This is a genomic window from Bradyrhizobium sp. C-145 (assembly GCF_023375135.1).
Classification (GTDB): Bacteria; Pseudomonadota; Alphaproteobacteria; order Rhizobiales; family Xanthobacteraceae; genus Bradyrhizobium; species Bradyrhizobium zhanjiangense.
Genome location: NZ_CP088150.1, coordinates 965,044 through 991,262 on the forward strand (window position 1 = coordinate 965,044; position 26,219 = coordinate 991,262).

General features: G+C 62.4%; 28 protein-coding genes and 1 tRNA gene. 18 read left to right on the plus strand and 11 right to left on the minus strand.

The features are described 5' to 3' along the window. Nucleotides 1-68: 68 nt before the first annotated feature. A complete protein-coding gene (locus LRP30_RS04500; protein ID WP_128939922.1) occupies nt 69-701 on the plus strand; it encodes a LysE family translocator in 633 nt (210 codons plus the stop codon). A 62-nt stretch (nt 702-763) separates the two neighbouring features. Here the strand turns inward: LRP30_RS04500 and LRP30_RS04505 are convergent, their stop codons facing one another. Continuing rightward, entirely contained in the window at nt 764-1,516 is a 753-nt protein-coding gene (locus LRP30_RS04505) for a sulfite exporter TauE/SafE family protein (RefSeq protein WP_128944478.1), read from the minus strand. 171 nt (nt 1,517-1,687) lie between these two features. Between LRP30_RS04505 and LRP30_RS04510 the strand changes: the two genes are divergently transcribed. Further along, nucleotides 1,688-2,578, plus strand: a complete 891-nt coding sequence (locus LRP30_RS04510; RefSeq protein WP_091892078.1) for a LysR substrate-binding domain-containing protein — start codon at nt 1,688-1,690, stop codon at nt 2,576-2,578. A 165-nt stretch (nt 2,579-2,743) separates the two neighbouring features. On the opposite strand, the gene LRP30_RS04515 is transcribed toward LRP30_RS04510, so the two are convergent. Together LRP30_RS04515 and hisN are read right to left on the minus strand one after the other, a co-directional pair. Continuing rightward, nucleotides 2,744-3,721, minus strand: a complete 978-nt coding sequence (locus tag LRP30_RS04515; RefSeq protein ID WP_249759478.1) for a tripartite tricarboxylate transporter substrate binding protein — start codon at nt 3,719-3,721, stop codon at nt 2,744-2,746. Between the two features lie 21 nt (nt 3,722-3,742). Further along, nucleotides 3,743-4,525, minus strand: a complete 783-nt coding sequence (gene hisN, locus LRP30_RS04520) for a histidinol-phosphatase (protein ID WP_128931303.1) — start codon at nt 4,523-4,525, stop codon at nt 3,743-3,745. On the opposite strand from hisN, the gene LRP30_RS04525 reads away from it, so the two are divergent. Further along, nucleotides 4,497-4,763, plus strand: coding sequence for a hypothetical protein (locus LRP30_RS04525; RefSeq protein ID WP_128939917.1), 267 nt, complete (start codon nt 4,497-4,499; stop codon nt 4,761-4,763). The two genes, hisN and LRP30_RS04525, sit on opposite strands and share 29 nt — an antisense overlap. A 287-nt stretch (nt 4,764-5,050) precedes the next feature. On the opposite strand, the gene LRP30_RS04530 is transcribed toward LRP30_RS04525, so the two are convergent. Continuing rightward, the gene (locus LRP30_RS04530) at nt 5,051-5,941 is read right to left on the minus strand and encodes an N-formylglutamate amidohydrolase (protein WP_128931305.1); all 891 of its coding nucleotides are present in this window, start codon (nt 5,939-5,941) and stop codon (nt 5,051-5,053) included. A gap of 331 nt (nt 5,942-6,272) precedes the next feature. On the opposite strand from LRP30_RS04530, the gene LRP30_RS04535 reads away from it, so the two are divergent. From LRP30_RS04535 to LRP30_RS04545, 3 genes are all read left to right on the plus strand, one after another. Beyond that, nucleotides 6,273-6,632, plus strand: a complete 360-nt coding sequence (locus tag LRP30_RS04535) for a response regulator (RefSeq protein WP_007597092.1) — start codon at nt 6,273-6,275, stop codon at nt 6,630-6,632. A gap of 74 nt (nt 6,633-6,706) precedes the next feature. After that, a tRNA-Val gene (locus LRP30_RS04540) sits at nt 6,707-6,781 on the plus strand. Nucleotides 6,782-7,197: 416 nt separating this feature from the next. Continuing rightward, nucleotides 7,198-7,959, plus strand: a complete 762-nt coding sequence (locus tag LRP30_RS04545) for a hypothetical protein (RefSeq protein ID WP_249759479.1) — start codon at nt 7,198-7,200, stop codon at nt 7,957-7,959. A 364-nt stretch (nt 7,960-8,323) separates the two neighbouring features. On the opposite strand, the gene LRP30_RS04555 is transcribed toward LRP30_RS04545, so the two are convergent. Continuing rightward, the gene (locus LRP30_RS04555) at nt 8,324-8,464 is read right to left on the minus strand and encodes a hypothetical protein (protein ID WP_249759480.1); all 141 of its coding nucleotides are present in this window, start codon (nt 8,462-8,464) and stop codon (nt 8,324-8,326) included. 381 nt (nt 8,465-8,845) lie between these two features. Here LRP30_RS04555 and LRP30_RS04560 point away from each other — a divergent pair, with 381 nt between their 5' ends. The 4 genes from LRP30_RS04560 to LRP30_RS04575 are packed head-to-tail and all read left to right on the plus strand — an operon-like array spanning nt 8,846 to nt 12,665. Continuing rightward, complete coding sequence (locus LRP30_RS04560) at nt 8,846-10,192, plus strand: MmgE/PrpD family protein (RefSeq protein ID WP_249761694.1); 1,347 nt, start codon at nt 8,846-8,848, stop codon at nt 10,190-10,192. Nucleotides 10,193-10,205: 13 nt separating this feature from the next. After that, on the plus strand, nt 10,206-11,027 hold the full coding sequence (locus LRP30_RS04565) for a phosphosulfolactate synthase (protein ID WP_249759481.1): 822 nt from the start codon (nt 10,206-10,208) through the stop codon (nt 11,025-11,027). Nucleotides 11,028-11,059: 32 nt separating this feature from the next. Further along, entirely contained in the window at nt 11,060-11,869 is an 810-nt protein-coding gene (locus tag LRP30_RS04570; protein WP_249759482.1) for an MBL fold metallo-hydrolase, read from the plus strand. Then, nucleotides 11,856-12,665, plus strand: a complete 810-nt coding sequence (locus LRP30_RS04575) for a CheR family methyltransferase (protein ID WP_249759483.1) — start codon at nt 11,856-11,858, stop codon at nt 12,663-12,665. Before LRP30_RS04570 ends, LRP30_RS04575 begins: the two co-directional genes overlap by 14 nt. 117 nt (nt 12,666-12,782) lie before the next feature. Here LRP30_RS04575 and LRP30_RS04580 read toward each other — a convergent pair whose 3' ends face one another. Next, entirely contained in the window at nt 12,783-13,436 is a 654-nt protein-coding gene (locus tag LRP30_RS04580; protein WP_249759484.1) for a uracil-DNA glycosylase, read from the minus strand. A gap of 274 nt (nt 13,437-13,710) precedes the next feature. On the opposite strand from LRP30_RS04580, the gene ligD (LRP30_RS04585) reads away from it, so the two are divergent. The 3 genes from ligD (LRP30_RS04585) to LRP30_RS04595 all read left to right on the plus strand — a co-directional run bounded on the left by ligD (LRP30_RS04585) (nt 13,711) and on the right by LRP30_RS04595 (nt 16,965). Next, on the plus strand, nt 13,711-14,604 hold the full coding sequence (gene ligD, locus LRP30_RS04585; protein WP_249759485.1) for a non-homologous end-joining DNA ligase: 894 nt from the start codon (nt 13,711-13,713) through the stop codon (nt 14,602-14,604). 62 nt (nt 14,605-14,666) lie between these two features. Next, a complete protein-coding gene (ligD, locus tag LRP30_RS04590) occupies nt 14,667-15,506 on the plus strand; it encodes a non-homologous end-joining DNA ligase (RefSeq protein ID WP_249759486.1) in 840 nt (279 codons plus the stop codon). 31 nt (nt 15,507-15,537) lie between these two features. Then, nucleotides 15,538-16,965 carry an NAD-dependent succinate-semialdehyde dehydrogenase gene (locus tag LRP30_RS04595; RefSeq protein WP_249759487.1) on the plus strand — a complete coding sequence of 476 codons (1,428 nt, stop codon included), beginning with the start codon at nt 15,538-15,540 and terminating at the stop codon, nt 16,963-16,965. A gap of 129 nt (nt 16,966-17,094) precedes the next feature. On the opposite strand, the gene LRP30_RS04600 is transcribed toward LRP30_RS04595, so the two are convergent. The 3 genes from LRP30_RS04600 to LRP30_RS04610 form a co-directional block, all read right to left on the minus strand. Beyond that, entirely contained in the window at nt 17,095-18,486 is a 1,392-nt protein-coding gene (locus LRP30_RS04600; RefSeq protein WP_128939906.1) for a PAS domain S-box protein, read from the minus strand. Between the two features lie 580 nt (nt 18,487-19,066). After that, the gene (locus LRP30_RS04605; RefSeq protein WP_249759488.1) at nt 19,067-19,537 is read right to left on the minus strand and encodes a hypothetical protein; all 471 of its coding nucleotides are present in this window, start codon (nt 19,535-19,537) and stop codon (nt 19,067-19,069) included. 916 nt (nt 19,538-20,453) lie between these two features. After that, a complete protein-coding gene (locus tag LRP30_RS04610) occupies nt 20,454-21,860 on the minus strand; it encodes a DHA2 family efflux MFS transporter permease subunit (protein WP_249759489.1) in 1,407 nt (468 codons plus the stop codon). A 257-nt stretch (nt 21,861-22,117) separates the two neighbouring features. Here LRP30_RS04610 and LRP30_RS04615 point away from each other — a divergent pair, with 257 nt between their 5' ends. Next, a complete protein-coding gene (locus LRP30_RS04615) occupies nt 22,118-22,426 on the plus strand; it encodes a hypothetical protein (protein ID WP_249759490.1) in 309 nt (102 codons plus the stop codon). Between the two features lie 20 nt (nt 22,427-22,446). Further along, nucleotides 22,447-23,337, plus strand: coding sequence for a sigma-70 family RNA polymerase sigma factor (locus tag LRP30_RS04620; RefSeq protein ID WP_249759491.1), 891 nt, complete (start codon nt 22,447-22,449; stop codon nt 23,335-23,337). 177 nt (nt 23,338-23,514) lie between these two features. On the opposite strand, the gene LRP30_RS04625 is transcribed toward LRP30_RS04620, so the two are convergent. Both LRP30_RS04625 and LRP30_RS04630 read right to left on the minus strand, forming a co-directional pair. Next, a complete protein-coding gene (locus tag LRP30_RS04625; RefSeq protein WP_249759492.1) occupies nt 23,515-23,778 on the minus strand; it encodes a helix-turn-helix domain-containing protein in 264 nt (87 codons plus the stop codon). A 274-nt stretch (nt 23,779-24,052) separates the two neighbouring features. After that, a complete protein-coding gene (locus tag LRP30_RS04630; RefSeq protein WP_249759493.1) occupies nt 24,053-24,442 on the minus strand; it encodes a hypothetical protein in 390 nt (129 codons plus the stop codon). A gap of 387 nt (nt 24,443-24,829) precedes the next feature. Here LRP30_RS04630 and LRP30_RS04635 point away from each other — a divergent pair, with 387 nt between their 5' ends. From LRP30_RS04635 to LRP30_RS04645, 3 genes are all read left to right on the plus strand, one after another. Next, the gene (locus tag LRP30_RS04635; protein ID WP_128931306.1) at nt 24,830-25,045 is read left to right on the plus strand and encodes a DUF2945 domain-containing protein; all 216 of its coding nucleotides are present in this window, start codon (nt 24,830-24,832) and stop codon (nt 25,043-25,045) included. 23 nt (nt 25,046-25,068) lie between these two features. Beyond that, nucleotides 25,069-25,605 carry a DUF488 domain-containing protein gene (locus LRP30_RS04640; protein ID WP_249759494.1) on the plus strand — a complete coding sequence of 179 codons (537 nt, stop codon included), beginning with the start codon at nt 25,069-25,071 and terminating at the stop codon, nt 25,603-25,605. 128 nt (nt 25,606-25,733) lie between these two features. Further along, nucleotides 25,734-26,219 (plus strand): L-2-amino-thiazoline-4-carboxylic acid hydrolase, encoded by a 486-nt coding sequence (locus LRP30_RS04645; RefSeq protein WP_128947622.1) that lies wholly within the window; start codon nt 25,734-25,736, stop codon nt 26,217-26,219.

The window sequence follows — 26,219 nt, forward strand, 5'->3', positions numbered from 1 at the left end:
CATTTGCGGCAGTGGACGGGGAAGGGCGAACCGAATATGCCGCCTCAAGGCCGACGCGGGGACCTCACATGCTGGGCATTCACGAAATCTGGCTTTTCATCCTGTCGGGCGTGCTGCTCAACATCACGCCGGGCCCTGATACCGTCTATGTGATCGGACGCAGCATGCAGATGGGCTGGCGGGGCGGGGCCGCCGCTGCGCTCGGCATCAGTTGCGGCTGCTTTTTCCACGTCACGGCCGCGGCGATCGGCCTTTCGGCCCTGCTGATGGCCTCATCGACCGCGTTTTCGATCCTGAAGCTGGTCGGCGCGGCCTATCTCGTCGTCACAGGACTTCAGATGCTGTGGTCGCGCCCGGCGCTGGCCTCGGCCATCGACGAACCCGTGCGGAGCTCGCTGCGGAGGGTCTTCCTCCAGGGCGTCTTCACCAATGCGCTCAATCCCAAGGTCGCCCTGTTCTTCCTGGCCTTCCTGCCGCAATTCGTCGCAGCCGATTCAGCCCACAAGCCGCTCGCCTTCCTGACGCTCGGCCTGATCTTCATCTGCACGGGCACGCTGTGGTGCCTGGTGCTGGCCGCGTTCGCGGCCAGGGCCGCCCATCGCTTGCGGCGCTCCGAGGGCGTGATCGCCTGGGTCAACCGCGCGCTCGGCGGCCTCTTCATCTATCTCGGCATCCGCGTCGCCATGCTGGAGACGCGGTGAGCGCACCTCTCCCTACGGGAGAGGTGCACGAGCGTCACAGCCTATATCGATTTCGTTCGCTCTCAGGCGAATTCCTTCAGCAGCGCGCTGCCGGCCAGATAAAGACCGAGCAAAATCATCGCGATCAGGAACCAGCGGCGAAACGCTTCTGCCGGCATCCGCGCCCGCACCGACTGGCCGATGAACATGCCGGCAAAGGCCATGGCGAGGCCGACGGCGCCCGGCACGGCATTGGCCGGCGTCAGCAATCCGCCGGCGGTCAGGTTGAAGGCGAGCGCCAGCGTCGCCGTCGTGAAGAACACGCCGAGCGCCTGCACCAGCTCGTCCTTCTCCATGCCGATCGCCTGCATGAAGGGCATCGAGGGGATCACCTGCACGCCTGTCGAGGCCGAGATCACGCCGGTGACGACACCGACCACGCCGCCGACCCATTTCTCGTTTTCAGGCGCGACGCGGAAGTGGAATTTGTTCAGGCCGATCACGGCGTAGATGACAAGCAGTGCGCCGAGCACGATCGTGCCGTAGCGCGCATGAGGGCCGGTCAGCGCGCCGGCATTGAGCCAGCATCCGATCACGGTGCCGATCATCAGCGGCCACAGCCGCCTCAGGATGTCGCGCAAGTGAGGGCCGACGAAGGTCTGCCAGATGTTGGTGACGATGGCGGGCACGATCACGATGGCGATCGCGCGGCTGGGCGCCATGCTCACCGCGAGCAGGCCGATGGACACGGTCGGCAGGCCGAGCCCGACCACGCCCTTGACGAACCCGGCGACTAGGAAGACGACGGCGATGACAATGAGGAGCGGGTCGATCATATCTGCACATTGACCGAAGCCGCGAGCCGGCACAATCTGGAGGTTACGGAGACAGCCTTCGTTTTGAACGAAGGCTAGAGCGATCCGGACCCGGAGGCCGCGTTAGCGCAAAGTGCGCAGCGGTTTTCCGACAAGATCATGCTCAAACAATAAGGTTGAGAGAAACCCGTCATGCGCTTCGATCTCGTCGACCTCCAGCTCTTCATCGCGGTCGCCGACCAGCGCAGCATCACCCGCGGCGCGGAGCGCTCGCACCTAGCGCTGGCCTCGGCCAGCGCGCGCATCAAGGGGCTTGAGGACGCGCTTGGTGTCGCACTGCTCAAGCGCGGCCGCCGCGGCGTCGAGTTGACCGCGGCCGGCGAGAGCCTGCTCGATCACGCGCGCCTCGTCATCCACCAGATCGACGCCATGCGCGGCGATCTCGCCGGCTTCGCCAGCGGCGTGCGCGCCAGCGTGCATTTCCTCGCCAACACCTCAGGGCTCTCGGAACACCTGCCGAAGGCACTGGCCGGCTTTCTGCGCGAGCATCGCGACGTCGCCATCGACATTGAGGAGCGCGAGAGCACCGACATCGCGGCGGCGATCACCGCGGGCGCTGCCGATCTCGGCTTTGCCGCCGAGCACGCGCTGCCCGAGCATATCGAGCGCTTCCGCTTTAGCGAGGATCGGTTGACGCTGGTGACGTCGCGCCGCGGCCCGTTCGCCGGCCGTCGCCAGATCGACTTCCAGGAGGCGGGGGCCTGCGACTTCGTCGGCCTGACCAGCGCCACCGCGCTTCAAATGCACATCTCGAAACATGCGGCGCGGCTCGGCATGCGCCCACATTTCCGCGCGCGCCTGCGCGATTTCGACGCGATCTGCCAGATGGTCGCCGCCGATGTCGGCGTGGCGCTCGTGCCCGAAGCCGCCGCCCGCCGCTGCGCCAAGACCATGCCGCTCGCCATGGTCCGCCTGCGCGATGCTTTCGCCAACCGGAAGCTCGTGATCTGCGCGCGCAGCTTCAAGACGCTGCCAAGGCCGGCCAAGATGCTCGTGGAACATTTAAGGGCGGCGGCGGTGTGAAGGGGCACTTAAGGTGCTCCGCAGCGATGGTGCGCTCCCTCTCCCGCTTGCGGGAGAGGGGTGGGGAGAGGGTGTCTCCGCCAGGGAGATTCCCCGAGAGGAGAGAGCCCTCACCCGGCGCTTCGCGCCGACCTCTCCCGCAAGCGGGAGAGGTAGAAACCGGCGCTACTTCGCCGTCTCGATCCCGGCGTCTTTGATCACCTTCGCCCACTTCTTGGTCTCGTCGGCGATGAAGCTGCGAAAATGTTCGGGCTCATCGCCGATCAGCGTCGCGCCTTGGGCGGCGAGCTTCTCCTTCACCGCCGGATCTGCTATCGCCTTCGTTGCCAGGCCATGCAGCGCGGCGATGATCTCCTTCGGCGTGCCCTTCGGCGCGACCATGCCGTACCAGTTCTCGATGCGCAGCTGCGGAAACCCCGCTTCCGCCGTGGTCGGCACCTCCGGCGCGGTCGGTGCACGCTCGGCCGAGCCGACCGCGATCGGCCGCAACGCGCCGGCCTTGACCTGCGGCAGCAGCACCGGCAGATCGAGGAACGTCATCTGGACCTGCTGGCCCAACAGATCATTCACCGCGGGCGCAGCACCGCGATAGGGCACGTGCACGATGTCGATCTTCGCCGTCAGCTTGAACAATTCGCCGGCGAGATGCGGCAGGCTGCCGGGGCCGGAGGAGGCGAAGTTGAGATTTCCCGGCTGCGCCTTGGCGAGCGCAATCAGCTCGCCGATGTCCTTGACGGGGACATTGGTCGCGACCACGAGCATTTCCGGCACGGTCGCAACCAGCGTCACCGGCGTGAGGTCGGTCAGTGTGTCATAGGCTACCTTCTCCATGCTCGGGCTGATCGCGAGCGCGCCGGCTGAGGAGATCGCGATGGTGTAGCCGTCGGGCGCGGCCTTGGAGACGGCATCCGTGCCGAGCACGCCGCCCTGGCCGCCGCGATTGTCGATCACCACCGGCTGTCCTGACAGCTCGGACATGCGCTGGCCGATCACCCGCGCGATGATGTCGTTGGGCCCGCCGGCCGGGAACGGTACGATCATCTTGATCGGCTTGGCCGGGAAATTCTGCGCCGATGCCAATGACGGCAGCAGCAGGAACAATCCCAAGAACAATTCAACGAGCAGCCTGCGTGAGACGGTCATGCAAGCCCTCCGCTCGCGTTGTTATTGGTTCAAAAGCTTGAGTGCTTCTTCGTGGACCCTGGGGTCGCCGGCCGCGATGATGCGGCCGCCCCCCTGGGCCGGCTTGCCTTCCCAGGTGGTGACGACGCCGCCAGCGCCGGTCACGATCGGGATCAGCGCCGCGATATCGTAGGGTTTCAGCTCGGTCTCGACCACGAGGTCGACATGGCCGGCGGCGAGCATGCAATAGGAGTAGCAGTCGCCGCCATAGCGCGACAGCCGCGCGCCCTGCTCGATGCGACCGAAGATGGCGCGGTCGCTCTCGTTCATCAACAGCGGGCTGGTGGTGTAGGTCGTGGCTTCCGACAGCGAGGCGCAGCGCCGGACCTGGAGCCGGCGTTCGCCGGAGGGGCCCTTGTAATTGGCCGAGCCGTTGTCGCCGGAGAAGCGTTCGCCGATGAAGGGCTGGTGCATCATGCCGAACACCGGCGCGCCTTTGTGCAGCAGCGCGATCAGCGTGCCCCAGATCGGAAACCCGCCGATGAAGGATTTCGTGCCGTCGATGGGATCAAGCACCCAGACATAGTCAGCGTCGTCGCGCTCATTGCCGAACTCCTCGCCGACGATGCCGTGCTGGGGGAAGCTGGCCTTGATCAGCCGCCGCATCACGGCCTCCGCGGCGCGGTCGGCCTCCGTCACGGGATCGAAATCCTTGGTCTTGCTCTTGTCGTCGACCGACAGCGAGGTGCGGAAGAATGGCAGGATGGTTTCGCCGGAGGCGGTGGCGAGCCGACCGATGAAGGCGGAGAAGTCGATCACCGTCACGGCGTGTCCTCAAAAGCGAAAGTCGGATGAAGCTCGCTTCTGCCTAGCTCAAATCCGCAGAATCTTGCAGCGCTGTCTTGATTTGCTCCCTGGTATTTTGAATGCCGCAACTGGCTGCCTCATCTCAGTCATCTCCTGGCCAAATATCGATCACAGTGTTGAAAACTTAGTTCCGACCATGCCTCGTTTGTATGCAAACACTTATCAACCCATTGAATTTCCTTATCAAAGAAACTGAATCTGGGTTTCCATGGAAGCAACTGAGCCATGTCCTATTGCATGGGAAACGACTGAAAAGCCCTTGCACTTTGTGCGGCGCGGTCGCATATTGTTGCGGTGCGGTAGCGCTTGGCGTTACCGCTGCCCTCCTTGGGCGTTTCCTCCCTAGACTTGGGCCGCTTCTTCATCAGAAGCGGCCCTTTTTTCTTTGGGCCTCTGTTTTCATTTCAGAGCGCGCAAACTTGCGAAGCGAAAACGCGTTCGCGCCGTTGGCTCGCGGCACTCTCGTCCGAGAGTAAGAGGCGACTATTCCGCTGCGGCCTGGAACGAGCCGAGATCGCCGAACGGGATCGTGGTCGCCAGCACGTCGGCGAGGATGCCGAAGTCGCTTGCGACTTGCGCAAAGCGCGGACTGCGCTCGCGCCGCCGTTCGTCCATATAGATCGCGCGATTGAGCTCGAGCTGCACAGCGTGTAGGCCGCTCGCGGGATTGCCGTAATGCTCGGTGATGAAGCCGCCGGCATAGGGCTTGTTGCGGCCGATCGAATAGCCGAGGCCCGTCATGGTTTCCTCGACGCGGTCGGGAAGCAGCGGCGTGCAGCTCGTGCCGTAGCGATCGCCGATGACGATATCGGGCCGGCGCGGCTCGTCTCTGCTGACGCCGACCGAGGGCATCGAGTGGCAGTCGACCAGCACCACGGTGCCGAACAACTGGTGCACCTTGTTGATCAGCCGACGCAGCGCGCGGTGGTAGGGCTTGTACAGCGTCTCGATCCGTCCCAGCGCGTCGTCGACCAGGATGCGGTCGCGGTAGATTTCCTGTCCGTCACCGACCACGCGCGGAATGGTGCCGAGACCGCCGGCGACCCGCATCGAGCGGGTATTGGCAAAGCTCGGCAGGCGGCCGGTGAACATGCGGGGATCGAGCTCATAGGGCTCGCGGTTGACGTCGACATAGGAGCGGGGAAAGTTGACCCGCACAGTCGGAAAGCCGCGATCGCTCAAATGGCCGATCAGCTCGTCCATGAACGAATCTTCGGACCGCCGCAGCGTCGGCAGGTCGATCCTGGATGCGATGAGGAATTCGTCCGGATAGGTCGAGCCGGAATGGGGCGAGTTGAAGATGACCGGGGCACGCCATTGCGCGGGCTCCACGATCTCGAAGGCTGGCGACGTTTCGCCGTCAAACCGGGTCATCTTCTCAGGCTTCGTCCCTTCGCGCCGGGATCTGGCATGGTCCAGATCGCATTGATTCGGCCGATCGAGCGGCTCTTATGTGACGTCATTGTCCGGAATCGCAACCATTCTGCCAAGCGAAAAGATGTGATGGGCACTGGAACACGTCTTAACCCTGCGGGCCGCGGGGTGGGGATCTCCGCGCGCGGCTCGATTGATTCGAGCTGCATTCAGGTTCACAAAGGGCCGGCAGCAGCAGCCGTCTCAGGGTTAAGATTTTCACCCCAAATTTACCCTCTGTCGGGCTTAGTGACCTCTGCTGATATCCTCTGGGGATTCGACGTTTCCTGCCATGCCAAAGATCCTGCTCGCCGAAGACGACAACGACATGCGCCGCTTCCTGGTCAAGGCGCTGGAAAACGCCGGTTTTCAGGTCTCGTCCCATGACAACGGCATGGCCGCCTATCAGCGGTTGCGGGAAGAGCCGTTCGAGATGCTGCTGACCGACATCGTGATGCCGGAGATGGACGGTATCGAGCTCGCCCGCCGCGCCTCGGAACTCGACCCCGACATCAAGATCATGTTCATCACCGGCTTCGCCGCGGTGGCCCTGAACTCGGATTCGGACGCCCCCAAGAACGCCAAGGTGCTGTCCAAGCCCGTCCATCTGCGCGAATTGGTCAGCGAAGTGAACAAGATGCTGGCGGCCTGAATCGGCCCCCTTCCGTCCTTGCGCCGGCTCCCCTGAGCCGTTATAGGGACCCCACCCGATCTAGACGACCTCTAGGGCACGTAGCTCAGCGGGAGAGCACTACCTTGACATGGTAGGGGTCACAGGTTCGATCCCTGTCGTGCCCACCATCTTCTTCAATGACTTAGGCGCCCCGCGCCTGAGGCCTGAAGGGGTGGTTTCCACGAAATTTCCACGAAGGCCCATTTCGGCGCGGGCTGTCCCGTCCAGATGAGGCCGGCTGCCCAAATGCGGGCGCTCGGTTTCCAGACCCCTGGAGAGGGATGCCGAAGCATAGCCTCGCTTCCCCCACGTTACTCCGAAGGTAACGCAGAAGGCTGCGTGCTCTATCTCGATCATCGCTTCGGCCGTAGCCATCACTTCTCAATCTCGCATCGAGCGCGCTGGATCGTATCGACTGGAGACAGCGCGCCTGAACAGTGCCACGCGAAGCGCCTCTTTCGTCAACAGCGCGTTTCTCGTGTTTAAGCCAGTGCACTGGCCTAGACTGATGGGCCCTTCGCCTCTCGATTCGGCTCCTCAGCGCATGTCCCCCTCTCCAGGAAGAATAGCCAGCGAGTGGCTCGCTTACATTCGGCCCCACGTCCGACCCTACGAGGCGCTGGGCCGGGGCGATCGCCGCGACTACATCGCCAAGCTGTCGAAGCGGGTGAAGCTGAGCGACAACACGCTGCGGCGTTTTATCTCGGCTGCCCAGTACCTGGAGGCCGAGGGCATCACTGAGCTGCCGTCTGAAGCTCGGATGCCTGTGGCTGCCGTCGAGCGCGTCGCTCGCATCGCGGCCCGCCAACCCGAGAAACGGCAGCAACTGCTCAAGGATGTTGCCGAGGGCAGGCTTACCATCGTTGAACTCAGGGAGCTTCTCAAGAAGAGCATCAGGGCTGCTGGTAAGCGCCAGCGCATTTCAAATCCAGAAGAACCGCTGGAGAAGCGGGCGTTGGCGGTGCTTGAGGCGCGAGGGGTTCTCAAGCGGTCCCATGCGGTGCTTGCCACGTTTCAGGATATGGAGCATTGGCCGTACTTCGATTCCCAGACGAATCCCGTTGTGGTTATCCTTCTTTCGCAGGACCGGCGCATCGTCGCTATGGACGATCGATCGCTCGGCGGGACGGCTGCGTCGTTCACGAGGAAGCGAAGGGAGTTCTTGCGCAACATCCTCGCCGGTACAGCCCTTTATGATTTGGTCCTCGTCTTCGCCTCGATCTGGCAGGAGGACGTCGGGAAATTGATAGGGGCGATGCGGCCAGAGATGCGGCAGCGCGTTATTCTGTTCGGACCGGAGGCGTAGAGATAGAGAGCATCAACGAGCGCGAGGTTGGTTGACACTGCCAAAGAGGCAATGAGCGAGCTGGATGGCGCTCCGTTGCACGCGTTGGGCGCTGGCATAGGCCAGAAAAGCAGCTATTGAACCGCCCCGAAACGAAAAGAGCGCCTATCGGCGCTCTCATCAATCACCCCTGGTCAGGGGTGTCTTGATCTTTCATCGACACCTTCGTGCGTTCAAGCAGTTTCAATCATCCCGCAGTTGGGGATCGCCTGCGGCTGGTGGGCATCCTTTCCTTGGGGGATATCGCGCGAAGCCACGAAAGCGACGCAACCGCGGCCTCATTGCAGCAAATTTCGCGGCCCGGCGGCCAGCACACGCAAGCGGCCTAGACGGCTAACACGACGATCGCACCCGCGCGGCCCTCCAATAAGCGCGCACTATCGCCCTGGATCAGCAAAGCCGCGATGCGATCAAACATTCTGGCGATCTTGGTATTGTGGACAGGCATCGCCTTGAGTCCATCCAATGCCGGCGTCCGGATAGGAAGGCTCTTTCGGAAACGCTGGCTCCATGAGTTGGTTGCTGCGAGGACTTCGCACCGCAGGATATCGTCTGCATTGAGCGCGCTGAGTAGCCGTCCCCGTTACCACGTTGCAACCGTCTTAATGCTGTTGCGTTGACCCTGCACCGCAGGCAGGCAAGCTGAAGCCACGCGCTTCGCCGACCGAGACATCATTTCGATCGATCGCGTGGCGAATACCCATTTGCGACGCGCTGACTAACCGGCGCCGGAATCAGCCTGCGCCGCCGACGATTGCGAGGAGCGGACCAGGGGGCGGATCGAGACGAGGAGCCCGCGGTCATGACAGAGGTACAGGAACTCGCGAAGTTTGTGGAACGTGCCCGGATGGAAGACTTGAGCGAGCGGGCGCTGGACCAGCTGAAAATTCGCGTGCTGGACACGATCGGCGTAGCCATAGCGGCGCTGAATGCGCCGCCTGTCGCAGCGATCCGCGGCCTCGTTACCGAACTTGGCGGTCGTCCGTGCTCCACGCTCATCGGCGGTGGCCGCACCGCGCCGGACCGCGCTGCGTTCTACAATGGCGCTCTCAGCCGGTACCTCGATTTCATGGACAGCTACATCGCTGCCGGTGAGACGTGCCATCCATCCGACAATCTCGGCGCAGTCCTGGCGACAGCCGAGATGCGGGAGGCGAGCGGGGCCGATCTGCTCACCGCGCTCGCTGTCGCCTATCAGGTCCACACCCGATTAAGCGATGTCGCTCCGGTCCGCGACAGGGGTTTTGATCACACCACACAAGGAGCATACGCGGCCGCTGCGGGTGCCGCCAAGGCGCTTGCTTTGCCGTCCGCTCAGATCGCACATGCGATCGCCATCAGCGGCACTGCCAACAATGCGCTGCGTGTCACCCGCACGGGCGCGCTGTCTCACTGGAAGGGACTCGCCTTTCCAAATACGGCGATGTCGGCGACCCACGCCGCGCTGCTCGCGAGCCACGGCATCACCGGGCCTGAAGCTGTGTTCGAGGGCATCAAGGGATTCAAAGAGGTAATCAGCGGCCCCTTCGAAATTGACTGGCGACAAGAGGATCTAGAAGGCGTGCGCCGAACGATCGTGAAGCGGCACAATGCCGAGATCCACGCCCAATCGGCACTCGACGCGGCGCTGGACATTCGCGCTCGCCCGGGCTTCGAGGCGGCCGCCGTCTCGGCAATACGGCTCAAGACGTTTGCGGTAGCCCATCGGATCATTGGCGGCGGGGAGGAGGGTGACAAGCGAATTGTGCGAACCAAGGAGGAGGCCGACCACAGCCTGCCCTATATGCTGGCGGTCGCGTCGATCGACGGTGAGGTGCAGCCGGAGCAATACGCACCCGAACGAATTTCGGCCGAAGATGTCCAGATGTTGCTGCGGAAGGTGACGGTCACGCCTGATCCCGGCTTGTCGGCGCAGTTCCCACAGCGGCTCCCTGCCGATCTCGAAATCGAACAGAAGGACGGGACTGTGTTTCGCGCGCGGCGCGACGATTACCACGGCTTCCATACCAGGCCGTTCGATTGGGCCACGGCGCGCCGCAAGTTCGATCGCGTCACGTCCGCCTTCACAAGCCCTTCCGAACGCGACGCGCTCGCCGAGGTGATTGCAACGTTGGAGGAGCGCCCGGTTACCGCCCTCACGTCGCTGCTCGGCGACATCTCAATCCCGCTGATGGAGGTTCGAACGAATTTCTGAGGAGGACGAAGCCATGACAGAAACCACGTTTTCCTTCATTCCTCGGGCGGCGCGTTCCGCCAAGCCGCGCCGGATCGGAATCACCGAGATCCGAGGTCCCTATTACAGCGCCTATGGCGTCCGCCATCTTGCCGATATCCTGGAAACGGTCGGCACCTGGGTCGACGGTATCAAATATGCCGGCGGCTCGTTTGCGCTGATGCCGGCCGAGGCGGTCAGGTCAATCAACAAGCTGGCGCACGATCATGATGTCTACGTCTCGACCGGCGGCTGGATCGAAAACGTTGTGCGCTTCGGCGCGGAGGCGGTCGATCGCTACATTGAGGAGACGAAGGCGCTTGGCTTTGATGTGATCGAGATTTCCACGGGCTTCATCAGCTTGCCGACTGATAGCCTGCTGCGGCTGGTGCAGAAGGTGAAAAAAGCGGGGCTAAAGGCAAAGCCCGAACTCGGAATTCAGTTCGGAGCCGGCGGCAGCACGTCGACCGAGGAGCTCGCCGCCGAGGGCACCAAGGATGTCGGCTGGCTCATCGCGCAAGCTGAGCGTGCGCTCGATGCCGGGGCCGACATCATCATGATCGAAAGCGAAGGCATCACCGAAAACGTCAGCACTTGGCGCACCGATGTGGTCGCCCGCATCATCAATCAGCTCGGGCTCGAAAAGGTCATGTTCGAAGGCGCCGACCCGCAGGTCTTCGAATGGTATGTCAAGAACTATGGAAACGAGGTCAATCTGTTCGTTGACCACAGTCAGATCGTGCAACTTGAGGCGCTGCGCGCGGGCATCTGGGGCACCAAGAGCACCTGGGGTCGAATTCAGAATCTGTCGGATTGACAGCACGAAAGGTCGTTCAGGATGGGCGAGACATGAGTGCTACGCAGCAACTCGCAATCATCTTCCTGGGCACGCGCGGCGAGATTGATGCTCGCTCACGCCAGCACCTGCGGCACAGCTCCGTGATGATCGAGCGCGGTGGCGCCCGGGTCATGATCGATTGTGGAGCAGACTGGTTGGGCCATCTGATGCGTCTTTCACCCACTGCGATACTCTTGACTCATGCCCATCCCGACCACGCTGCCGGGCTCACTGGCGGCGCGCCCTGTCCGATCTATGCTACGAGAACGACCTGGAGATTGTTGTCAGCCTGGCCGCTTTGCGACCGACGCGTGATGCCCCTGCGAAAGCCGATCGCGATCGGCGGCATCACCTTTGAAGCCTTTCCAGTTGCGCACTCCCTGCGCGCCCCAGCCGTTGGTTATCGCATTTCTGTCGGCCGCAGCAGGTTGTTCTATGTTCCCGACGTGGTCGCAATCCGCAACAGGCGTCGGGCGCTGGAGGGCCTGAATCTGTACGTGGGCGACGGCGCCGCGATCAACCGACCCATCATCCGACGGCGTGGCCAAGCCGCGATCGGGCACACCTCAATCCGAATTCAGCTCGACTGGTGCAAGGCCGAGCGGGTTGGAATCTCCTTCTTCACCCACTGCGGCAGCGGGATCGTGAACGGTGATCCACGGCGGATCGGTCAAGTCGTCCGTCGATTGGGGGTTGAGCGCGGCGTCGAGGCGCGTGTTGCTCGCGACGGCCTCCGATTGGTTCTGGATGGCCGCAACGTTCGTTGCGCGGGCGCAGCACGAGGGTTTGGGAGTGTCAATCCCGCTCATGGGCGATGCTGATTGTACTGCATTTCTGCAATGGGCCTTGCCGCAGCTCGACATGCGTTGGGCGGGCTTCCGGAAGGTTCGGCATCAGGTCTGCAAGAGAGTGAGACACCGCATCACCGCCCTCGGCCTGAGTGGATTCGCCGCATACCGCGAACGCCTGGAGCGTGACTCGCAGGAATGGCAAGTCCTCGACCAGTTCTGCCACATTACGATGTCGCGATTTTTCCGGGATCGGGGCGTTTTCGACTGCTTGCGGACCAGCATACTGCCGACCGTTGCCGATCGCGCGCAGTCGGAACGGCGTCCTGCACGTTGCTGGTCGGCTGGCTGCGCCTCTGGCGAGGAGCCATATTCGATCAGGATGCTCTGGGATATCGGATTGAGCCGCGCGGGTCCCAACACGGAAATGTCGATCGTTGCAACCGATATCGACGACGCGCTTCTCGCGCGTGCTCGTAAGGGCTGCTACGGTCGCACCAGCTTGCGTGAGGTCCCGCCGGAGCTGATTGCGCGTGCATTCGAGCACGCCGGATCACGGTTCTGCATCCAGAAGCAGCATCGCGACGGCGTGATCTTCCTGAAACAGGATCTGCGGTCGGAAGCGCCGCGCGGCCCATTCGACCTCATTCTCTGTCGGTATCTCGCATTCACGTATTTCGCATCGTCGCTGCAGCAGAAGGTTCTAACAGCGTTCGCCGAGCGGCTTGTCCCGAATGGATTTCTGGTGGTGGGCTCGCACGAGCAGTTGGCCGACGCGCGTTTTGCTTCCATCGCCGGCATGCCGCATGTGTTCACGAACGTGAACTGAACCGAGCCGTTTTTTCAGCCAAGACTCCGGAAACCAAAGGGAGGAGGAAGATAAGGTTGAGGTGACGTCGCGATCGGCCGAGGGCTCGACTCGTCGACGGTACCCTCGTCAAGATCCTCAACCACGATTTGGATCCAAATGAACCGCCGAGTCGTTCCAGGCCCGGCGTAGATCGGCGACCGCGTGACGCCAAGCGTCGCCGTTCCGTCCGCCGAAGCGGCGGACGTAAGCTGGGTGGAAAGTGATGCGGAGCGGGTGGCCTTCAAATTGGAGCTTTGCCTTGCGCGTCACGCGGATCGATTGCGACTCGCCGAACAGGCGAGCCGCTGTGCTGCCAAGAGCAACGATCACGCCTGGCCTGGAACGCCGAATGTCGATCAGCACTGCTGCGCCAAAGCGATCGACTTCCTCGATTGTTGGGCTGCGATTACGTGGCTTCCGATCTTTGGAATGCGCGATTGGCCGGAAAGGAATGGCGTTTGCCAAACGCACCTGTTGGGGATCGATCCCAGCTTCATCCAGCATCTCGCGCAACGCCCTGCCGGCCGGACCGACAAAAGGCCTGCCCTGCGCAGCTTCCTCTGCGCCGGGTGCCTCGCCAACCACGTAGAGCCGCGGTCGTCGGAACGGGCCTTCAGGCGCGACACGACGGTGATCGAGATGTGCGTTGGCGACGCGTGTCTTGGCCATCGGTTCCGGTGCCAAGCCTGACAATGCAAATGCCCTGGCTCTATCAACTGCCGTCGCGCCGCTGATTTCCAACAGCGCCAAGACCGGCCGCCGATTCGCCTTGGAACCGACGGCACTGACGCGAGTTTTCGACGCGCAGGGCTCGTTGAAAAATGGGACGGCGGCACTTACGAAGCCGAGGGCGCGACCAGCGCAGCAGAGAGCGAGCGAACCATGCGAGCAGGCTTGCGGCGAGGACGCATGAGCTTCGTTCTCAAGGGAAGCAAGTTTCGCGGGGCATATTCGCTCGTGCGCCTGAAGAGCCCGACGCAATGGCTGTTGATCAAGACGCATGCGAAAAAGTGACCTCAGGCCAATGCTGGCGACCCTCGTCGACGCGCCATTCGATGACAAGGAGTGGATCTTCGAGACGAAATGGGACGGCTTCCGGCTTGTCGCAAAAACCGGAGGCAGAAATGGCTCCCTCTACTCGCGCAATGGCAACGACGTGACCAAGCGTTATGCCCCAGTCGCCGAAGCGCTCGATATCATCAAGCGCAATGCCGTGATTGACGGCGAGCTAGTGGCGCTCGACGCGGAGGGTCGATCCCGATTCCAACTGCTGCAGAATGCGCTGAAAGGCAAGGCGCGTCTCCGCTATTATGTGTTCGATCTGCTCTTCCTCGATGGCCGCGACTTGCGTGGCAAGCCGTTGCTTGAGCGCAAGGGCCGTTTGCACGCCATCCTTACCCGGCACCCACTCGTCCACTACAGCGGACACAGAAAGCGGCATGGCAAGGCGGCGTTCAACAAAGCGCGACGAGCGGGGGAGGAGGGCATCATCGCGAAGCGTGCCGCAAGTCTCTACCACTCGGGCAGGCGCACGAAAGATTGGCTCAAGATCAAGGCCGACCAAGAACAGGAAGCCGTTGTCGTCGGCTTCACCGAGCCGCGCGGGAGCCGCCAGCACTTTGGCTCGCTGGTGCTTGGCGTGTACGACAAGGGCAAGCCTGTCTATGTTGGTCACAGCGGTGGGGGATTCTCCCGAGAGACGCTCGCGACGCTGCACGCGCGCATGATGAAGTTGAGGGCAGACAAGAAGCCGTTTTCGGACGTTCCGCACGAGGACCAGACCACGTGGATCAGGCCGCGGCTCGTGTGCCAGGTCAAGTTCACCGAATGGACCCGCGAGGGGGAGATGCGCCATCCGGTGTTTCTCGGCATGCGCAGCGACAAGCCCGCGCGGCAAGTCAGACGGGAGCGCGCATGACCGTGAAGCTTACCCACCTCGACAAGACATTCTGGCCGAAGGAGCGATACACCAAGGGTGACGTGATCGCCTACTATGAGAAGATCGCGCCTTACCTGCTTCCCTACCTCAAGAACCGGGCCGAAGTCCTCAACCGCTTCCCCAACGGGATCAACGGCAAGCACTTTTACCAGAAGGACGTCGATCCCGAGCAACTGCCTCGATTCGTCAAGCATGTGTCCCTGCGCGCCAGGAGTGCAGGAAAGACCGTCGACTACGTGGTGTGCAACAACAAGGATACGCTTCTCTATCTCGCCAATCTCGGCTGCATCGAAATCAATCCCTGGTCTTCGCGCATTGGTCATCCGGACAAGCCGGATTTCATGACGCTCGATCTCGATCCGAGCAAAAGCGACGATTTCGATAGTGTCGTTGATGTTGCTCGGGCGACGCACCACGTTCTGGATGGCTTGCGCGTGAAGAGCTACTGCAAGACCTCCGGCAAGACCGGAATCCATGTGCTGGTTCCGCTCGGCGGCAAATACACTTTTGACCAAGTCCGGCTCTTCGGGAAGCTCTTGGCAGAGCGCGTCGCCGCCGACGTGCCCGCTTTGGCTACGACGCAGCATCGGATCGGAAAACGCCGGGGAAAGATCTATCTCGACTATATGCGCAACGCGATCGGCCAGACCGCCGCAGCACCTTATTCGCTGCGGCCGTCGCTGGGTGCAACGGTTTCGACGCCACTCGAGTGGAGCGAAGTGAAGAGAGGTCTGCGCCCGCAACGATTTACGATCAAGACAATCTTCAGACGACTGAAAGCAAAGGGTGACCTGCTGCGGCCGGTCCTCCGGCAACGTACCGATCTGCATCGCGCTATCCGCAGCCTTGAACGAGATTTGCATGAGGTAGACGCCGGCTAATCGAGGTAGTGCAAAGAGATAGGAGCGTGACATGGCCAAGACCAAGACGCTGGCAGCAGCTCATTCATTTCAGACCATCAATCCGGCGACTGGCGAAAACGGCCGTGCCTATCAGGGACACACGGTGGATCAAGCCATATCGATCGCGGCGGACGTGCATCGGAAACAACGTGATTGGCGGCGGACCCCCTTCAGTGTTCGTTCGGATCTGATGAAGAACGCGGCGCGATCCATCCGAAACAATCGCGAACGTTATGCCAGATTGATGACCGACGAGATGGGCAAGACCGTTACCGATGGTTTGGCCGAGCTTGAGAAGTGCGCCTGGTGTTGCCAATTCTTTGCGGAACATGCCGAAGAATTTCTGAGGCCGATCCCTCAGGAAATGAGCGCCAACCATGCCGGGCCGAAGCCTCCGCCTCGCGCTTTCGTGACATTCAATCCGCTCGGCGTCATCCTAGCGGTGATGCCCTGGAATTTTCCGTTCTGGCAGGTGATGCGATTTGCTGCGCCCCATCTGATGGCTGGCAATGCCGGCGTTCTCAAGCATGCTTCCAATGTGCCGGGCTGTGCACTCGCAGTTGAGGAGATCTTCCAAGAGGCGGGATTTCCGACCAATATCTTTCGAACAGTGCTTCTGTCATCCAAGGACCTCAAGCCGTTGATTGAAGATCCGCATATTGCCGCCGTCACGTTGACGGGCAGCGTCGCGGCCGGCAAGTCTGTCGCTGCAACCGCGGGCGCTGTCATGAAGAAGGGCGTGTTCGAGCTTGGGGGATCGGACGGCTACATCGTTCTGGAAGACGCCGATCCCGTTGCCGCCGCCAAGATCTGTGCGCGGGGAAGGATGGTCAATGGCGGCCAGAGCTGCATTGCGGCCAAGCGGTTCGTCGTGGTCGAGCGCATACGGGAAGCGTTTGAGCGCGCGCTGATCGAAGAGATGCGACAGTACGTGATGGGAGATCCGAACGATCCGAAGACCAGACTGGGACCGATGGAAAGCGTGCACTCGCGCGATCAGATCGTGCGCCAGGTTAGCCAGAGCGTGAAGAAGGGCGCCAAAATTCTTCTGGGTGGCGAAGTGCCGAAGCAACCGGGGGCATGGTATCCGGCCACGGTTCTGTCAAATGTGCTACCCGGGCAGCCCGCGCATGATGATGAGGTATTCGGGCCGGTCGCCGCTGTCATTTCGGCCAAGGACGAGGGGGACGCGATCCGTATCGTCAACGCCAGTCACTTTGGCCTCGGAGCGGCGGTGATTACCGGCGACACCGCTCGAGGAGAACGAATCGCGGCAGAAGAGCTCGACGCGGGCGCCGCGTTTGTGAACGAGAATGTCCGTTCGGACCCACGGTTGGCGTTCGGCGGGGTCAAGGACAGCGACTACGGGCGAGAACTTTCCGACTTCGGAATTCGCGAGTTCTGCAATATCAAATCGGTCCTGGTTGAGCCGCTGTAGCTGAGCCGCTCAGGCTCCTGGTGGACTTTGCAGCAGAGGCCGTTGGTTCAGGTCGCGCAGATTGCGGTTGAACCCGATAGCCGTGGGGTCCGTTAATTAGGGAACGGCTGGACGTTCATGCGCACCATCTCACATCCTGTCTTCAGGACAGGATGGGTCTGCTTGTGAGGCTGGGGTGGTCCCCCGAATGGCGCTGAGGGAAACGAGCAGCTCGTAACTCAAGCCCTCGGGTTTGTAGTCGAGAGCGGGCTTCCCGAGCCCTTTCGCTACCTCCAGCAGGACGGTGCTGCCGAACCCGTGGCGCGCCGGCATCGCAACGGGTGGCCCGCCGCTCTCCCGCCATCGAAACGAAAACACATCCTCTTCGAGGTCCGATCGCTCAATCTTCCCTTCGATGGCGACGCGCCCACCTGGGACGCTCAGCGCCCCGTGCTTTGTCGCATTGGTGGCGAGCTCGTGGACGATCAGTGCGAAGTTCTGGGCGGCCGATGATCCAACTGCGATGTCACAGCCTTTGATCTCGGCACGGTCGGTGAAGGGCTTTAGCTCGCGGCGAACGATCTCATTCAGGGGAGCGCCTTGCCACGCTGCATCAGCGAGCATCGAATGAGCACGCGCCAACGACTGCAGGCGACTAAGTAGGAGGTCCCGCACTTCAGTCGTGGGCCGATTCGCACTGAGGCTGTTCCTCACGATGGCCGAGATGACGGAGAACAAGTTCTGTGTTCGGTGCCGCATCTCGCTCATGAGAACGCGCTGCTCCTCAGCGGCCTTCTTCCGTTCCGACAGGTCCGCCAGGGAAGCGATCACGACCCGCTTTCCGTCTCTGCGGAGCGGGCTCAGCCCGACCTCAACCGGAACCTCGGTGCCATCCTTGCGCCGGGCGTTGAGGTCGAGGTTGGCACCCATCGGACGTGCCTCGGGCGTCTTCATGTAGACACTACGGAGTGCCTTGTGCGCACTGGCGAGGCGATCGGGAACAAGTACCTCCACGCTTTGCCCAAGGAGTTCGTTTCGCTGGTACCCAAACAGCTTCTCGGCACTCGCATTCAGCAGTCTGATCTTTCCTTGATCGTCAACCACTATGACGCCATTTGGAGATGCCTCGATCAGGGTGCGGACTTCTTCCTCACGGGCCAGGACACGTTCGAGGGCGTCGTTCAGGAAGACGATGAGCGCAACCATGAACCCGCTGACGACAAGGAAGACCACCAGTGAAACTGCGGCTGTTCCTGTGATCGCGTGATCAGGCGGCAGGAATAGTGACCACGCCGCCACGGCTGACAGAACGATTGCCAGAAGACCGGGGCCAAGCCCACACAGGAAGGTCGCCAGAATGATCGCTGGATAGAACGTGATGAATGCCACGCCCGCTACGACATGGCCCTCAAGCGCAACGCGGGCCAATGTGGCCACCCCGACCGCCATTATCGAGGCGCCGTATGCGGCAGTTGGCTCGTGATGCAAGCGCCGCAGAACGCGGACGATCCCGGCTTCTCGCTGCGATGCAGTGAAGGGCATGGTCTTCCCCGTGAGATCCGGCGGATCAATAGGTTAGCAGATAGTTGGGCGAACGGGGAACTCTTTCAGCTAGGCCACCTAACCGCCGTTTCGATGGTTGTCATCGAGAGAATGCGCTCTCAAATCGGGAGTGTGATCCAGTATCGTAGGATCGGACAAACGAATACGTGAGCTTGAGGCGACTTGGGACGCGCCTAGTCGTCGGGCGCGTCCCTAGCCGCAACGCTGGCCCCGGCTTGGGCTTTCTTTGCTGCGGACAGCCGATCGTGCAGTCGGTGGGGGGTTTTCCTTCGAACCTTTGTCCGCCGTTGCGAGTTTCTATCGGTGAGGCAGGGTCACGAATGGAAATTGATCATGAAGCGCCTCCGGTTCAAACGGAAGTCCTCGCTGAGGGCTCAGCTTGCCGTAGAAGCCCGGCAGTTGCGCGATGAAGCCGAGTCCTACCCACCTGGTCACAAACGCAACAGCCTGCTTAGGAAGGCTCGACGGAACGAAGTTGCATCCGACGTAGCAGGGTGGCTGATATCACCGGGCAAGTAATTCGCCGCGCCGCGCCGCAGGTAATTCGCCGCGCCGCGCCTCAGAGTGCCGGGTCCTGCTCCACCTCTAACGCCTTTCGACCGGCGCCGTCCTTCGCAGGAAGCTGCAGCACTACCGCCTTTTGGCCGACGCGCAGCTTAGTAAGCGGCACGACCTTGCCGTTCGCAAACTCGAGTGCGTCGTGGTGCGTGTCCGTCACCTGCCGATTGATCTTTCGAAAACGCGCCAGTCGCGCCCCGACGCTACCGAACCGCATCCCCGGAAATAGTTTCGCAAACGGATGATTGCAGGCAGCATCCTCGCTAAAGGCGAGCTCGGTGCCTGGCAAGAGGCACACGGCCGTTCCCGGCTCACCGACCGCTGAGAACCCGCGCGTCGCGGTATCCGGAAATTCGCTGGTGATTAGCATATCTCCCGCCCGTGCGGGACGCGATCGGACCGCATGCAGACTGTAGTCACACATCAAAAAAACTCCGTTGCTCTGCGGATTGCCGCAGTTTTTGGCTCTCAAGCGCTTGCTCCCGCCTCTTGAATCGCAGCCGGTTGCAGATGCAAGAGTTGCCGCCGGATTCGTGTGGCCAACAATTTGCGGAGAATTCAGTTCCTCTCCTACCAGCCCGCCAAACTCAATCTGAGCGAAGTTGCTTGGACACTGGCTCGCGTCAGCGGGCGGGATGCCCGTAGTGGGCAGATTCCGCATCACGGATTTTGGCATCGCTCCATGGCAAATCCGACCTCATCCGACGCGACTGTGTACGTTAGACCGGCTGATCGATGGGCCGTGAGCGTGCGCTCATGGATGAAATCGGTGTTTGCCGTGCGCGACGACCCTCCACCTTCGCCAGCCGCTTGATATCATTGCCGTCGAGGGCGGACCATTGGCCGAACAGGCTTCTGCCGCGGCGAAATCCCATTTCGCACCGTAGCTCCAACAATGGGTTTCGGTCTATAGATGTCGAAAATTCCTTATCTCTCAATATGGATTGACTGACACTCTCTCCGCCGCACTGCCTCTCCACTGTGTCTGGCTGTTCGCTGTGGCAATGAACCAATGAATCGCCCGACAGCGGCTGTTGCAGCCAGTTCCGTGATGTTTCACCTAGTCGCCAGGCAACGCGGGGCATTAGAACGTGGGCTCCCGGAGAAGGATTTCGCACCAAAGACGTTGCGCGCGAAGCTGAAGCCGCTCGACCTCGGACGCGAAGGGGACGAAAAGCCCTCGGTTAGATCGCGACCTGAACTGAATGTCGGTATCGGTGGTTGCGCCTCCTCGATTTGAACCTACCCTCCAACATTCTTTGGCGAAGGATTGGGCGGACTATCGAGATACGACGTTCCGAGTTAGGCTGCTCTCCGGTAAGAAAACAGGGCTTCAGAAATAGTGGGTCTAGCGGTGTAGCGATGGCGAAACTCTATCGTTGTGAGCGTCACGCATCTTGCGGCGCGGCTGCGCCGGCGATGCGTCGCCGTGCCGGCAGGAAAAACCCCGCAATCGCGCCGGCCAACGACAGCGTTGCGGCGAGGCTCATCGCCGCAGCAAATCCGCTCTCGAAATGCGCGGCCGAATTGACCGCACCGTTGGCCGAGAAAGTCGCCACCAGCGCGGCGATGCCGAACATGCCGCCGAGGAAGCGGCCCATGTTGAAGACGCCGGACGCCTTGCCCATTTCGGCCACCGCGACCGAGCTCAGGATGGCGTTTTGCGCTGCTGGCATCGCCATCGAGACGCCAACGCCGGCCAGCACCAGCGGCGCGACCAGAGCAGAGTAGGGAACCGCGGGATTCACGATCTCAGCGATCCAGCCAAGGCCGATCGCCTGCATCAGCAATCCCGTCACCACCAGCGGCCGCTCGCCGAATCTGTTGACGACCGCGCCGGCCACCGGGGCGGTGACGAACAGCGTCGCGGTCCAGGGCAGCAGGCGAAGTCCGGCGCCGAAGGCGTCGAAGCCCAGCGTGATCTGCAGGAACTGCGGCAGCAGGAACAATACGCCATACATCGCGGCGTAAAACAGGACGCTTGCGGACATGCCGGAGGCGAGGGCGCGCGATGCAAACAGCCGCATCGGCACCATCGGCGCGGCCGCGCGCAATTCCCAGAATACGAAGCCGGCTGCGAACACCAGGCCCGACATCAGCGCGCCCGTTACCTCGGCGCTCGCCCACCCCACAGCGTTGCCGCGCAACAGGCTCCAGACCAGCGCCAGCGCCGCGAGGGCGACGAGCGACAGTCCGGGGATGTCCAATGCGGCGGCCGGTCCGAAGCTTTCGCGCAACCGCACCAGCACCAGCCCGATCGCGATCAGGCCGATCGGCAGGTTGATCCAGAAGACCCAGCGCCAGCCGAGGTGTTCGGTGATAAAGCCGCCGATGGCGGGGCCTATGATCAGCGCGCATCCGGTGAGGCTGCTGAAAATGCCGAGCGCGCGGGCGCGCTCCTCTCGGCCGAACGTGCCGCTCAGGATCGCCATCGCGAGCGGCATCACCAGCGCGGCGCCGGCGCCCTGCAGCGCGCGGGCGGCGATCAGTGCGGTGGCGTTGCCTGCGAGCGCGCAGGCCGCCGATGCAACGACGAACAGGGCGATCCCGGCTGCGAACATGCGGCGGCGCCCGAAGCGGTCACCGAGCGCGGCGCCGGTCAGGAGCAGCAGAGCGAACGTCAGGTTAAAGGCGTTGACGGTCCATTGCAGCGTCTCGACCGGGCTGCCGAATTCGGAGCGGATGGCCGCGAATGCCGTCGTAATGATCATGGCGTCCAGCGCCATCATGAAGGATGCCAGCGCAGTGACGCCAAGCACCCAGTTCTGCTCGGCGCGATTGGTCGGGGTCTGCATCGCCCTCTCTCCGTGTGTCGCGCCGCCTCTGTCGCGGCGCGTTCTGCGGGCTAGACGACGCCGGAGGGACAAAGGATGCGCCCCCGGAAATAATTTATTGCGGGCCGCATCCTTCGGCGGCCGGCAAACGTCCTAGGGGCTGACGCGGCCATCTACTCGAAGCTTGATCCGGAAGAGTGGGGCACCGATCTTTCGGGAAATAGCAAGATGGAGCGTTGCAACGCGGCCTAGGTCGCGACATGAACAAGGAGCGCGCGATGAGAAGGACCTTGATCAGGTACAAGGCCAAGCCGGAGCTGGCCGACAGGAACGCCGAGCTGGTTTCGGCGGTGTTTGCGGAATTGAAGGCGGCCAGGCCGGACGGCGTACGCTATCTGACGCTACGGCTGGAGGACGACACCTTCATCCATTTCGTCGAGACCGCGGCCGAGGACGGCTCGAGCCCAATTCCGAAGCTCAAGGCGTTTCAGGCGTTCCAGGACGGCATCCGCGACCGCTGCGCCGAGCCGCCGCTGGTTCGTGATGTGAGCATCGTCGGCAACTACCGTATGCTGGACGAGTCCTGAACAGGCGAGGCGGAGGAGCAATGGCGCCAGCCCCACTGGCCACCATCGATATCGAGGCCCTGCTGGCAGCGATGCGACCGAAGCTGCATCGCTACTGCGCGCGCATGGTCGGCTCGGTCATCGACGGTGAGGATGTGCTGCAGGATGCGCTGATCAAGGCGATGGAAGCGCTGCAATCGGTCACGCCAGTCGTCAATCCGGAGGGCTGGCTGTTCCGCATCGCGCACAACACCGCGCTGGATTTCCTGCGCCGCCGCAACCGGCAGGAGGCGCTGCATTCGGCTGAGGAGGTGGAGATGATTGCCGACCAGCTCGATGATGTGGAAAGCCGCCAGATCGCTGCGACCAGCCTGCGTACCTTCATGCGGCTGCCAGTGGCGCAGCGGTCCAGCGTGATCCTGATGGACGTGCTCGGCTGCTCGCTTGCCGAGGTCTGCGACATCATGGATTTCAGCCTGCCGGCGGTGAAGGCCGCGCTGCATCGAGGGCGCACGCAGCTGCGTGAGTTCGCCGAGGAGCCGGACGATGTGCCGCAGCCGGGCCTCTCGGAAGCCGATCGCACGAGGCTCAACGCCTATGTCGGCCATTTCAATGCCCGCGACTTCGACGCCATCCGCGCCATGATCGCCGATGACGTCAGGCTTGAGCTCGTCAACCGCACCAGGCTGAAAGGCAAGGCCGAGGTGACGCACTATTTCGGCAACTATTCGAAGATCAGCGACTGGCACCTGGTGACGGGGCAGGTCGACGGACGTCCCGCAATCCTGGTGTTCGATCCGAATGAGCCGAACGGGCGGCCGAAATATTTCATGCTGCTGAAGTGGTCCGACGACAAGCTCGCCACCATCAGGGATTTTCGTCACGCGGCGTACGTTATCGATGCTGCCGAGTGCGTGGTGGATTTAGGGTGAGTGGGTGAACGTACGTAGCGATCTATCGGCCGTATCTGAACGGAAAGAAGGTCGAGCGCCATTTGCTGTGATCCCCTTCTCGCGGACATACGCGGACACGTAGAGGTTCGGCGTGCCCTTGTCTTGAACCACGCCGAATTCCCCGATTTTGGTCAACTGAACGTACGCCATGCGGAGCTATGCCTCGGTCCCGACCTCGCCGCAGGCCTCTGCATTGGCGTCGGGCTGCTTGAGGTTGTTGCTCGCGGGCGCGTCGGCATTGCCGCGCGCGAAGGCCCGCACCGCAATCGCGGGGAAATACAAGACGCGGAATCCAGCGATCGCGCGGAGCCGCCCCTCCTTGGCTGCCTTTCTGACAGCGCCGGGGCTGATCTTGAGGGCCTCCGCCACGTCCAGCGTCGAGAGCAGCATGTAGTCGCTGCAGGTGTCGAGATCGATCATTGGTATAGCACTGGCTCGATTGATTGCCTTAGGGACCAACGCCATGCGATCCAACGTCTTTCGTGCCCCGGCAACGGTCAATGACCCGGGTCCACAAGACCCGGGAAAACTTGTTGAGAGCCGGAAGTCCGAGGAGGTGTTCGAGTTCGCCTTGGACCTTGGACCCGGATACGTCGGACGGTCGCCATGGACAGGAGGACCGTCACGTATCCCGGCGGAAGCCGGCGGTGACGACGGTAGAAATCGAGCGCGAAGGTCGCTGCTTCGACTCTGATCAACTGCCGCCGACGCACGAGATAGGCGACCCGCTCCTGGAGCCTACGGGGTGAAACCTGCCGCCGGCCGGGGGCTGCCGTATGGCGGGCGCACGGGCGGCGCGTTCGCGGGCTCGGCTGAGCGCGCTGGACACGGTGCCGGCGGGCAGCGGCGTGCCGTCCTCGCGGGTGATGCCGGCCTCCGCCAGCAGCTGCCCGATCATGACCGCGGTGGCTCCGGCTGTCGCGAGGTACTCGAACAGGCTGAAATGGGCCTCGAAAATGCTCTGGAAGCAGGCCACTCCGAACACCCCGCGCCCCTCACTGCCGAGCTGCAGCAAGCGCTGGCGGGGTTCAGGAGGCAGCCGGTCAAGCAGGCGTCCAGTCGGACGGGAGGGCACCCTGCTCATGCGAGCACCTCCAGGGACGCCGGGCGCCTTCCACGAACTTTCCACGTTGGGCCCAAAACGCCGGAAAACGGCCCTGAACGAGGTAGCACAGGGCCAAACGGAAACGCTTTGAAATCAACGAGATACGCCGGCGACACCTTCCTTGACATGGTAGGGGTCACAGGTTCGATCCCTGTCGTGCCCACCATCCTTCGCTCGCGAAGCGAGAGAAGGATGCCGCGCCGAAGCCCAACGGGCGCAGGCGGGCTGCCGCCGCGAGCTACGGCTCGGCAACCCACGATTAAAGCAACGCGAAACATGTCCGGCGTAGCTCGCAGAGCGTAGACGGGACTGGCACGGCTTGCTCGGTCTTCGGGAACACCCCGCCGGCTCCGGCATTGTTCCGCCATGCCAAAAATCTTCAAGCGCGGCGACCACGTCAGCTGGAATTCCGAGGCCGGCCGGGTGCGCGGCCATATCCTGCGCGTGCACACCGAGGACGTCGACTACAAGGGCTACGTCCACCACGCCACGCCGGACGACCCGCAATACGAGATCAAGAGCGACAAGACCGACCACGTCGCCCTGCATAAGGGAAAGGCGTTGCGATTGTTGCGGAGTTGAACATGAGGTGAGCAAGGCATCCCATGGCTCATCCCTTCTTCACCATCGGCCATGCCACGCGTTCGATCGAAGAATTCATCGAGTTGTTGCAGGGCAGCTCGATCACATATCTGGCCGACGTTCGCACCGTGCCCCGCTCGCGCACCAACCCGCAGTATAATCGCGATACGCTGCCGCAGGCGCTCGCGGTCGTTTCGATCGGCTACGAGCATATCGCCTCGCTCGGCGGCCTGCGCAGCCGCAAGCGCGAGGTGCCGCGCGAGACCAATGCATTCTGGCAGAATGGCAGCTTCCACAATTATGCCGACCACGCGATGAGCGCGGCCTTTCACGAAGGTCTCGCTCATTTGCGCGATCTCGGGCAGACGCAGCGCTGCGCCATCATGTGCGCGGAAACATTGTGGTGGCGATGTCACCGCCGCATCATCACCGATTATCTGCTCGCCGCCGGCGAGACCGTGTTTCACATTCTGGGATTAGGGCAGATCAAACAGGCCGAGATGAATCCGGCGGCGCGCGTCATGGCTGACGGCCGCTTGGTTTATCCTGCGCAAAGTTAGCCAATCGTCGCTGTTGCGGCTATGCTTGCCGCAGTCCGTAGATCCTCTGGGTGAGTTGGTGGTCGCCGCCCGTCACCCATAGGATCTACGCTCCCCTTGATCCGCGTGATCCGCGACGTGAGTTTGCCATGAGCATATCCGTCATCGAACAGGCAAAAATTCAGGCGCAGGTGCTGGTGCCGCTGGTTAAGGCGCTGCAGGCTGAGCTCGGCGAGGCGCGCGCCAACGCGCTGGTGCGCAAGGCGCTCGGCGATCTCTATCGCGGCTTCGGCGAGGAATTCTGGAAAGCCAAGAACCTGAACGAGAACGAGGCAGACCTCGGCCAGGCGGTCGCGTCCGCCTTCAAGACCTATGCCCGCGACGACGCGCTCGCCTATGACGTCATCGAGCAGTCGAAGGACGTCTTCGCATTCGACGTGAAGCGATGCGCTTATGCCGAGTTCTACAAGGCGCTGGGCGAGCCCGAGCTCGGCTTCCTCCTGGTCTGCACCGCCGACTTTGCCACCGCGGAAGGGTTCGGCCGCGACATCAGGCTCACGCGCACGCAAACCATCATGCAAGGCGCACCTCATTGCGATTTCCGCTACCGGCGCGATCCGGGCGGATCATCATGA

Bases quoted from the DNA above. Each gene is read 5' to 3' on its own strand.
- LRP30_RS04505 (WP_128944478.1), bottom strand. From the start codon at position 1,516: ATGATCGACCCGCTCCTCATTGTCATCGCCGTCGTCTTCCTAGTCGCC.
- LRP30_RS04600 (WP_128939906.1), bottom strand. From the start codon at position 18,486: ATGCCCTTCACTGCATCGCAGCGAGAAGCCGGGATCGTCCGCGTTCTG.
- LRP30_RS04575 (WP_249759483.1), top strand. From the start codon at position 11,856: ATGGGCGATGCTGATTGTACTGCATTTCTGCAATGGGCCTTGCCGCAG.
- ligD (WP_249759485.1), top strand. From the start codon at position 13,711: ATGCTGGCGACCCTCGTCGACGCGCCATTCGATGACAAGGAGTGGATC.
- LRP30_RS04595 (WP_249759487.1), top strand. From the start codon at position 15,538: ATGGCCAAGACCAAGACGCTGGCAGCAGCTCATTCATTTCAGACCATC.
- LRP30_RS04525 (WP_128939917.1), top strand. From the start codon at position 4,497: ATGAAGGCGGAGAAGTCGATCACCGTCACGGCGTGTCCTCAAAAGCGA.
- LRP30_RS04500 (WP_128939922.1), top strand. From the start codon at position 69: ATGCTGGGCATTCACGAAATCTGGCTTTTCATCCTGTCGGGCGTGCTG.
- LRP30_RS04560 (WP_249761694.1), top strand. From the start codon at position 8,846: ATGGAAGACTTGAGCGAGCGGGCGCTGGACCAGCTGAAAATTCGCGTG.
- LRP30_RS04510 (WP_091892078.1), top strand. From the start codon at position 1,688: ATGCGCTTCGATCTCGTCGACCTCCAGCTCTTCATCGCGGTCGCCGAC.
- LRP30_RS04625 (WP_249759492.1), bottom strand. From the start codon at position 23,778: ATGATCGATCTCGACACCTGCAGCGACTACATGCTGCTCTCGACGCTG.
- LRP30_RS04530 (WP_128931305.1), bottom strand. From the start codon at position 5,941: ATGACCCGGTTTGACGGCGAAACGTCGCCAGCCTTCGAGATCGTGGAG.
- LRP30_RS04620 (WP_249759491.1), top strand. From the start codon at position 22,447: ATGGCGCCAGCCCCACTGGCCACCATCGATATCGAGGCCCTGCTGGCA.
- LRP30_RS04515 (WP_249759478.1), bottom strand. From the start codon at position 3,721: ATGACCGTCTCACGCAGGCTGCTCGTTGAATTGTTCTTGGGATTGTTC.
- LRP30_RS04635 (WP_128931306.1), top strand. From the start codon at position 24,830: ATGCCAAAAATCTTCAAGCGCGGCGACCACGTCAGCTGGAATTCCGAG.
- LRP30_RS04615 (WP_249759490.1), top strand. From the start codon at position 22,118: ATGAGAAGGACCTTGATCAGGTACAAGGCCAAGCCGGAGCTGGCCGAC.
- LRP30_RS04640 (WP_249759494.1), top strand. From the start codon at position 25,069: ATGGCTCATCCCTTCTTCACCATCGGCCATGCCACGCGTTCGATCGAA.
- LRP30_RS04545 (WP_249759479.1), top strand. From the start codon at position 7,198: ATGTCCCCCTCTCCAGGAAGAATAGCCAGCGAGTGGCTCGCTTACATT.
- LRP30_RS04535 (WP_007597092.1), top strand. From the start codon at position 6,273: ATGCCAAAGATCCTGCTCGCCGAAGACGACAACGACATGCGCCGCTTC.
- LRP30_RS04565 (WP_249759481.1), top strand. From the start codon at position 10,206: ATGACAGAAACCACGTTTTCCTTCATTCCTCGGGCGGCGCGTTCCGCC.
- LRP30_RS04630 (WP_249759493.1), bottom strand. From the start codon at position 24,442: ATGAGCAGGGTGCCCTCCCGTCCGACTGGACGCCTGCTTGACCGGCTG.
- LRP30_RS04610 (WP_249759489.1), bottom strand. From the start codon at position 21,860: ATGCAGACCCCGACCAATCGCGCCGAGCAGAACTGGGTGCTTGGCGTC.
- LRP30_RS04570 (WP_249759482.1), top strand. From the start codon at position 11,060: ATGAGTGCTACGCAGCAACTCGCAATCATCTTCCTGGGCACGCGCGGC.
- LRP30_RS04645 (WP_128947622.1), top strand. From the start codon at position 25,734: ATGAGCATATCCGTCATCGAACAGGCAAAAATTCAGGCGCAGGTGCTG.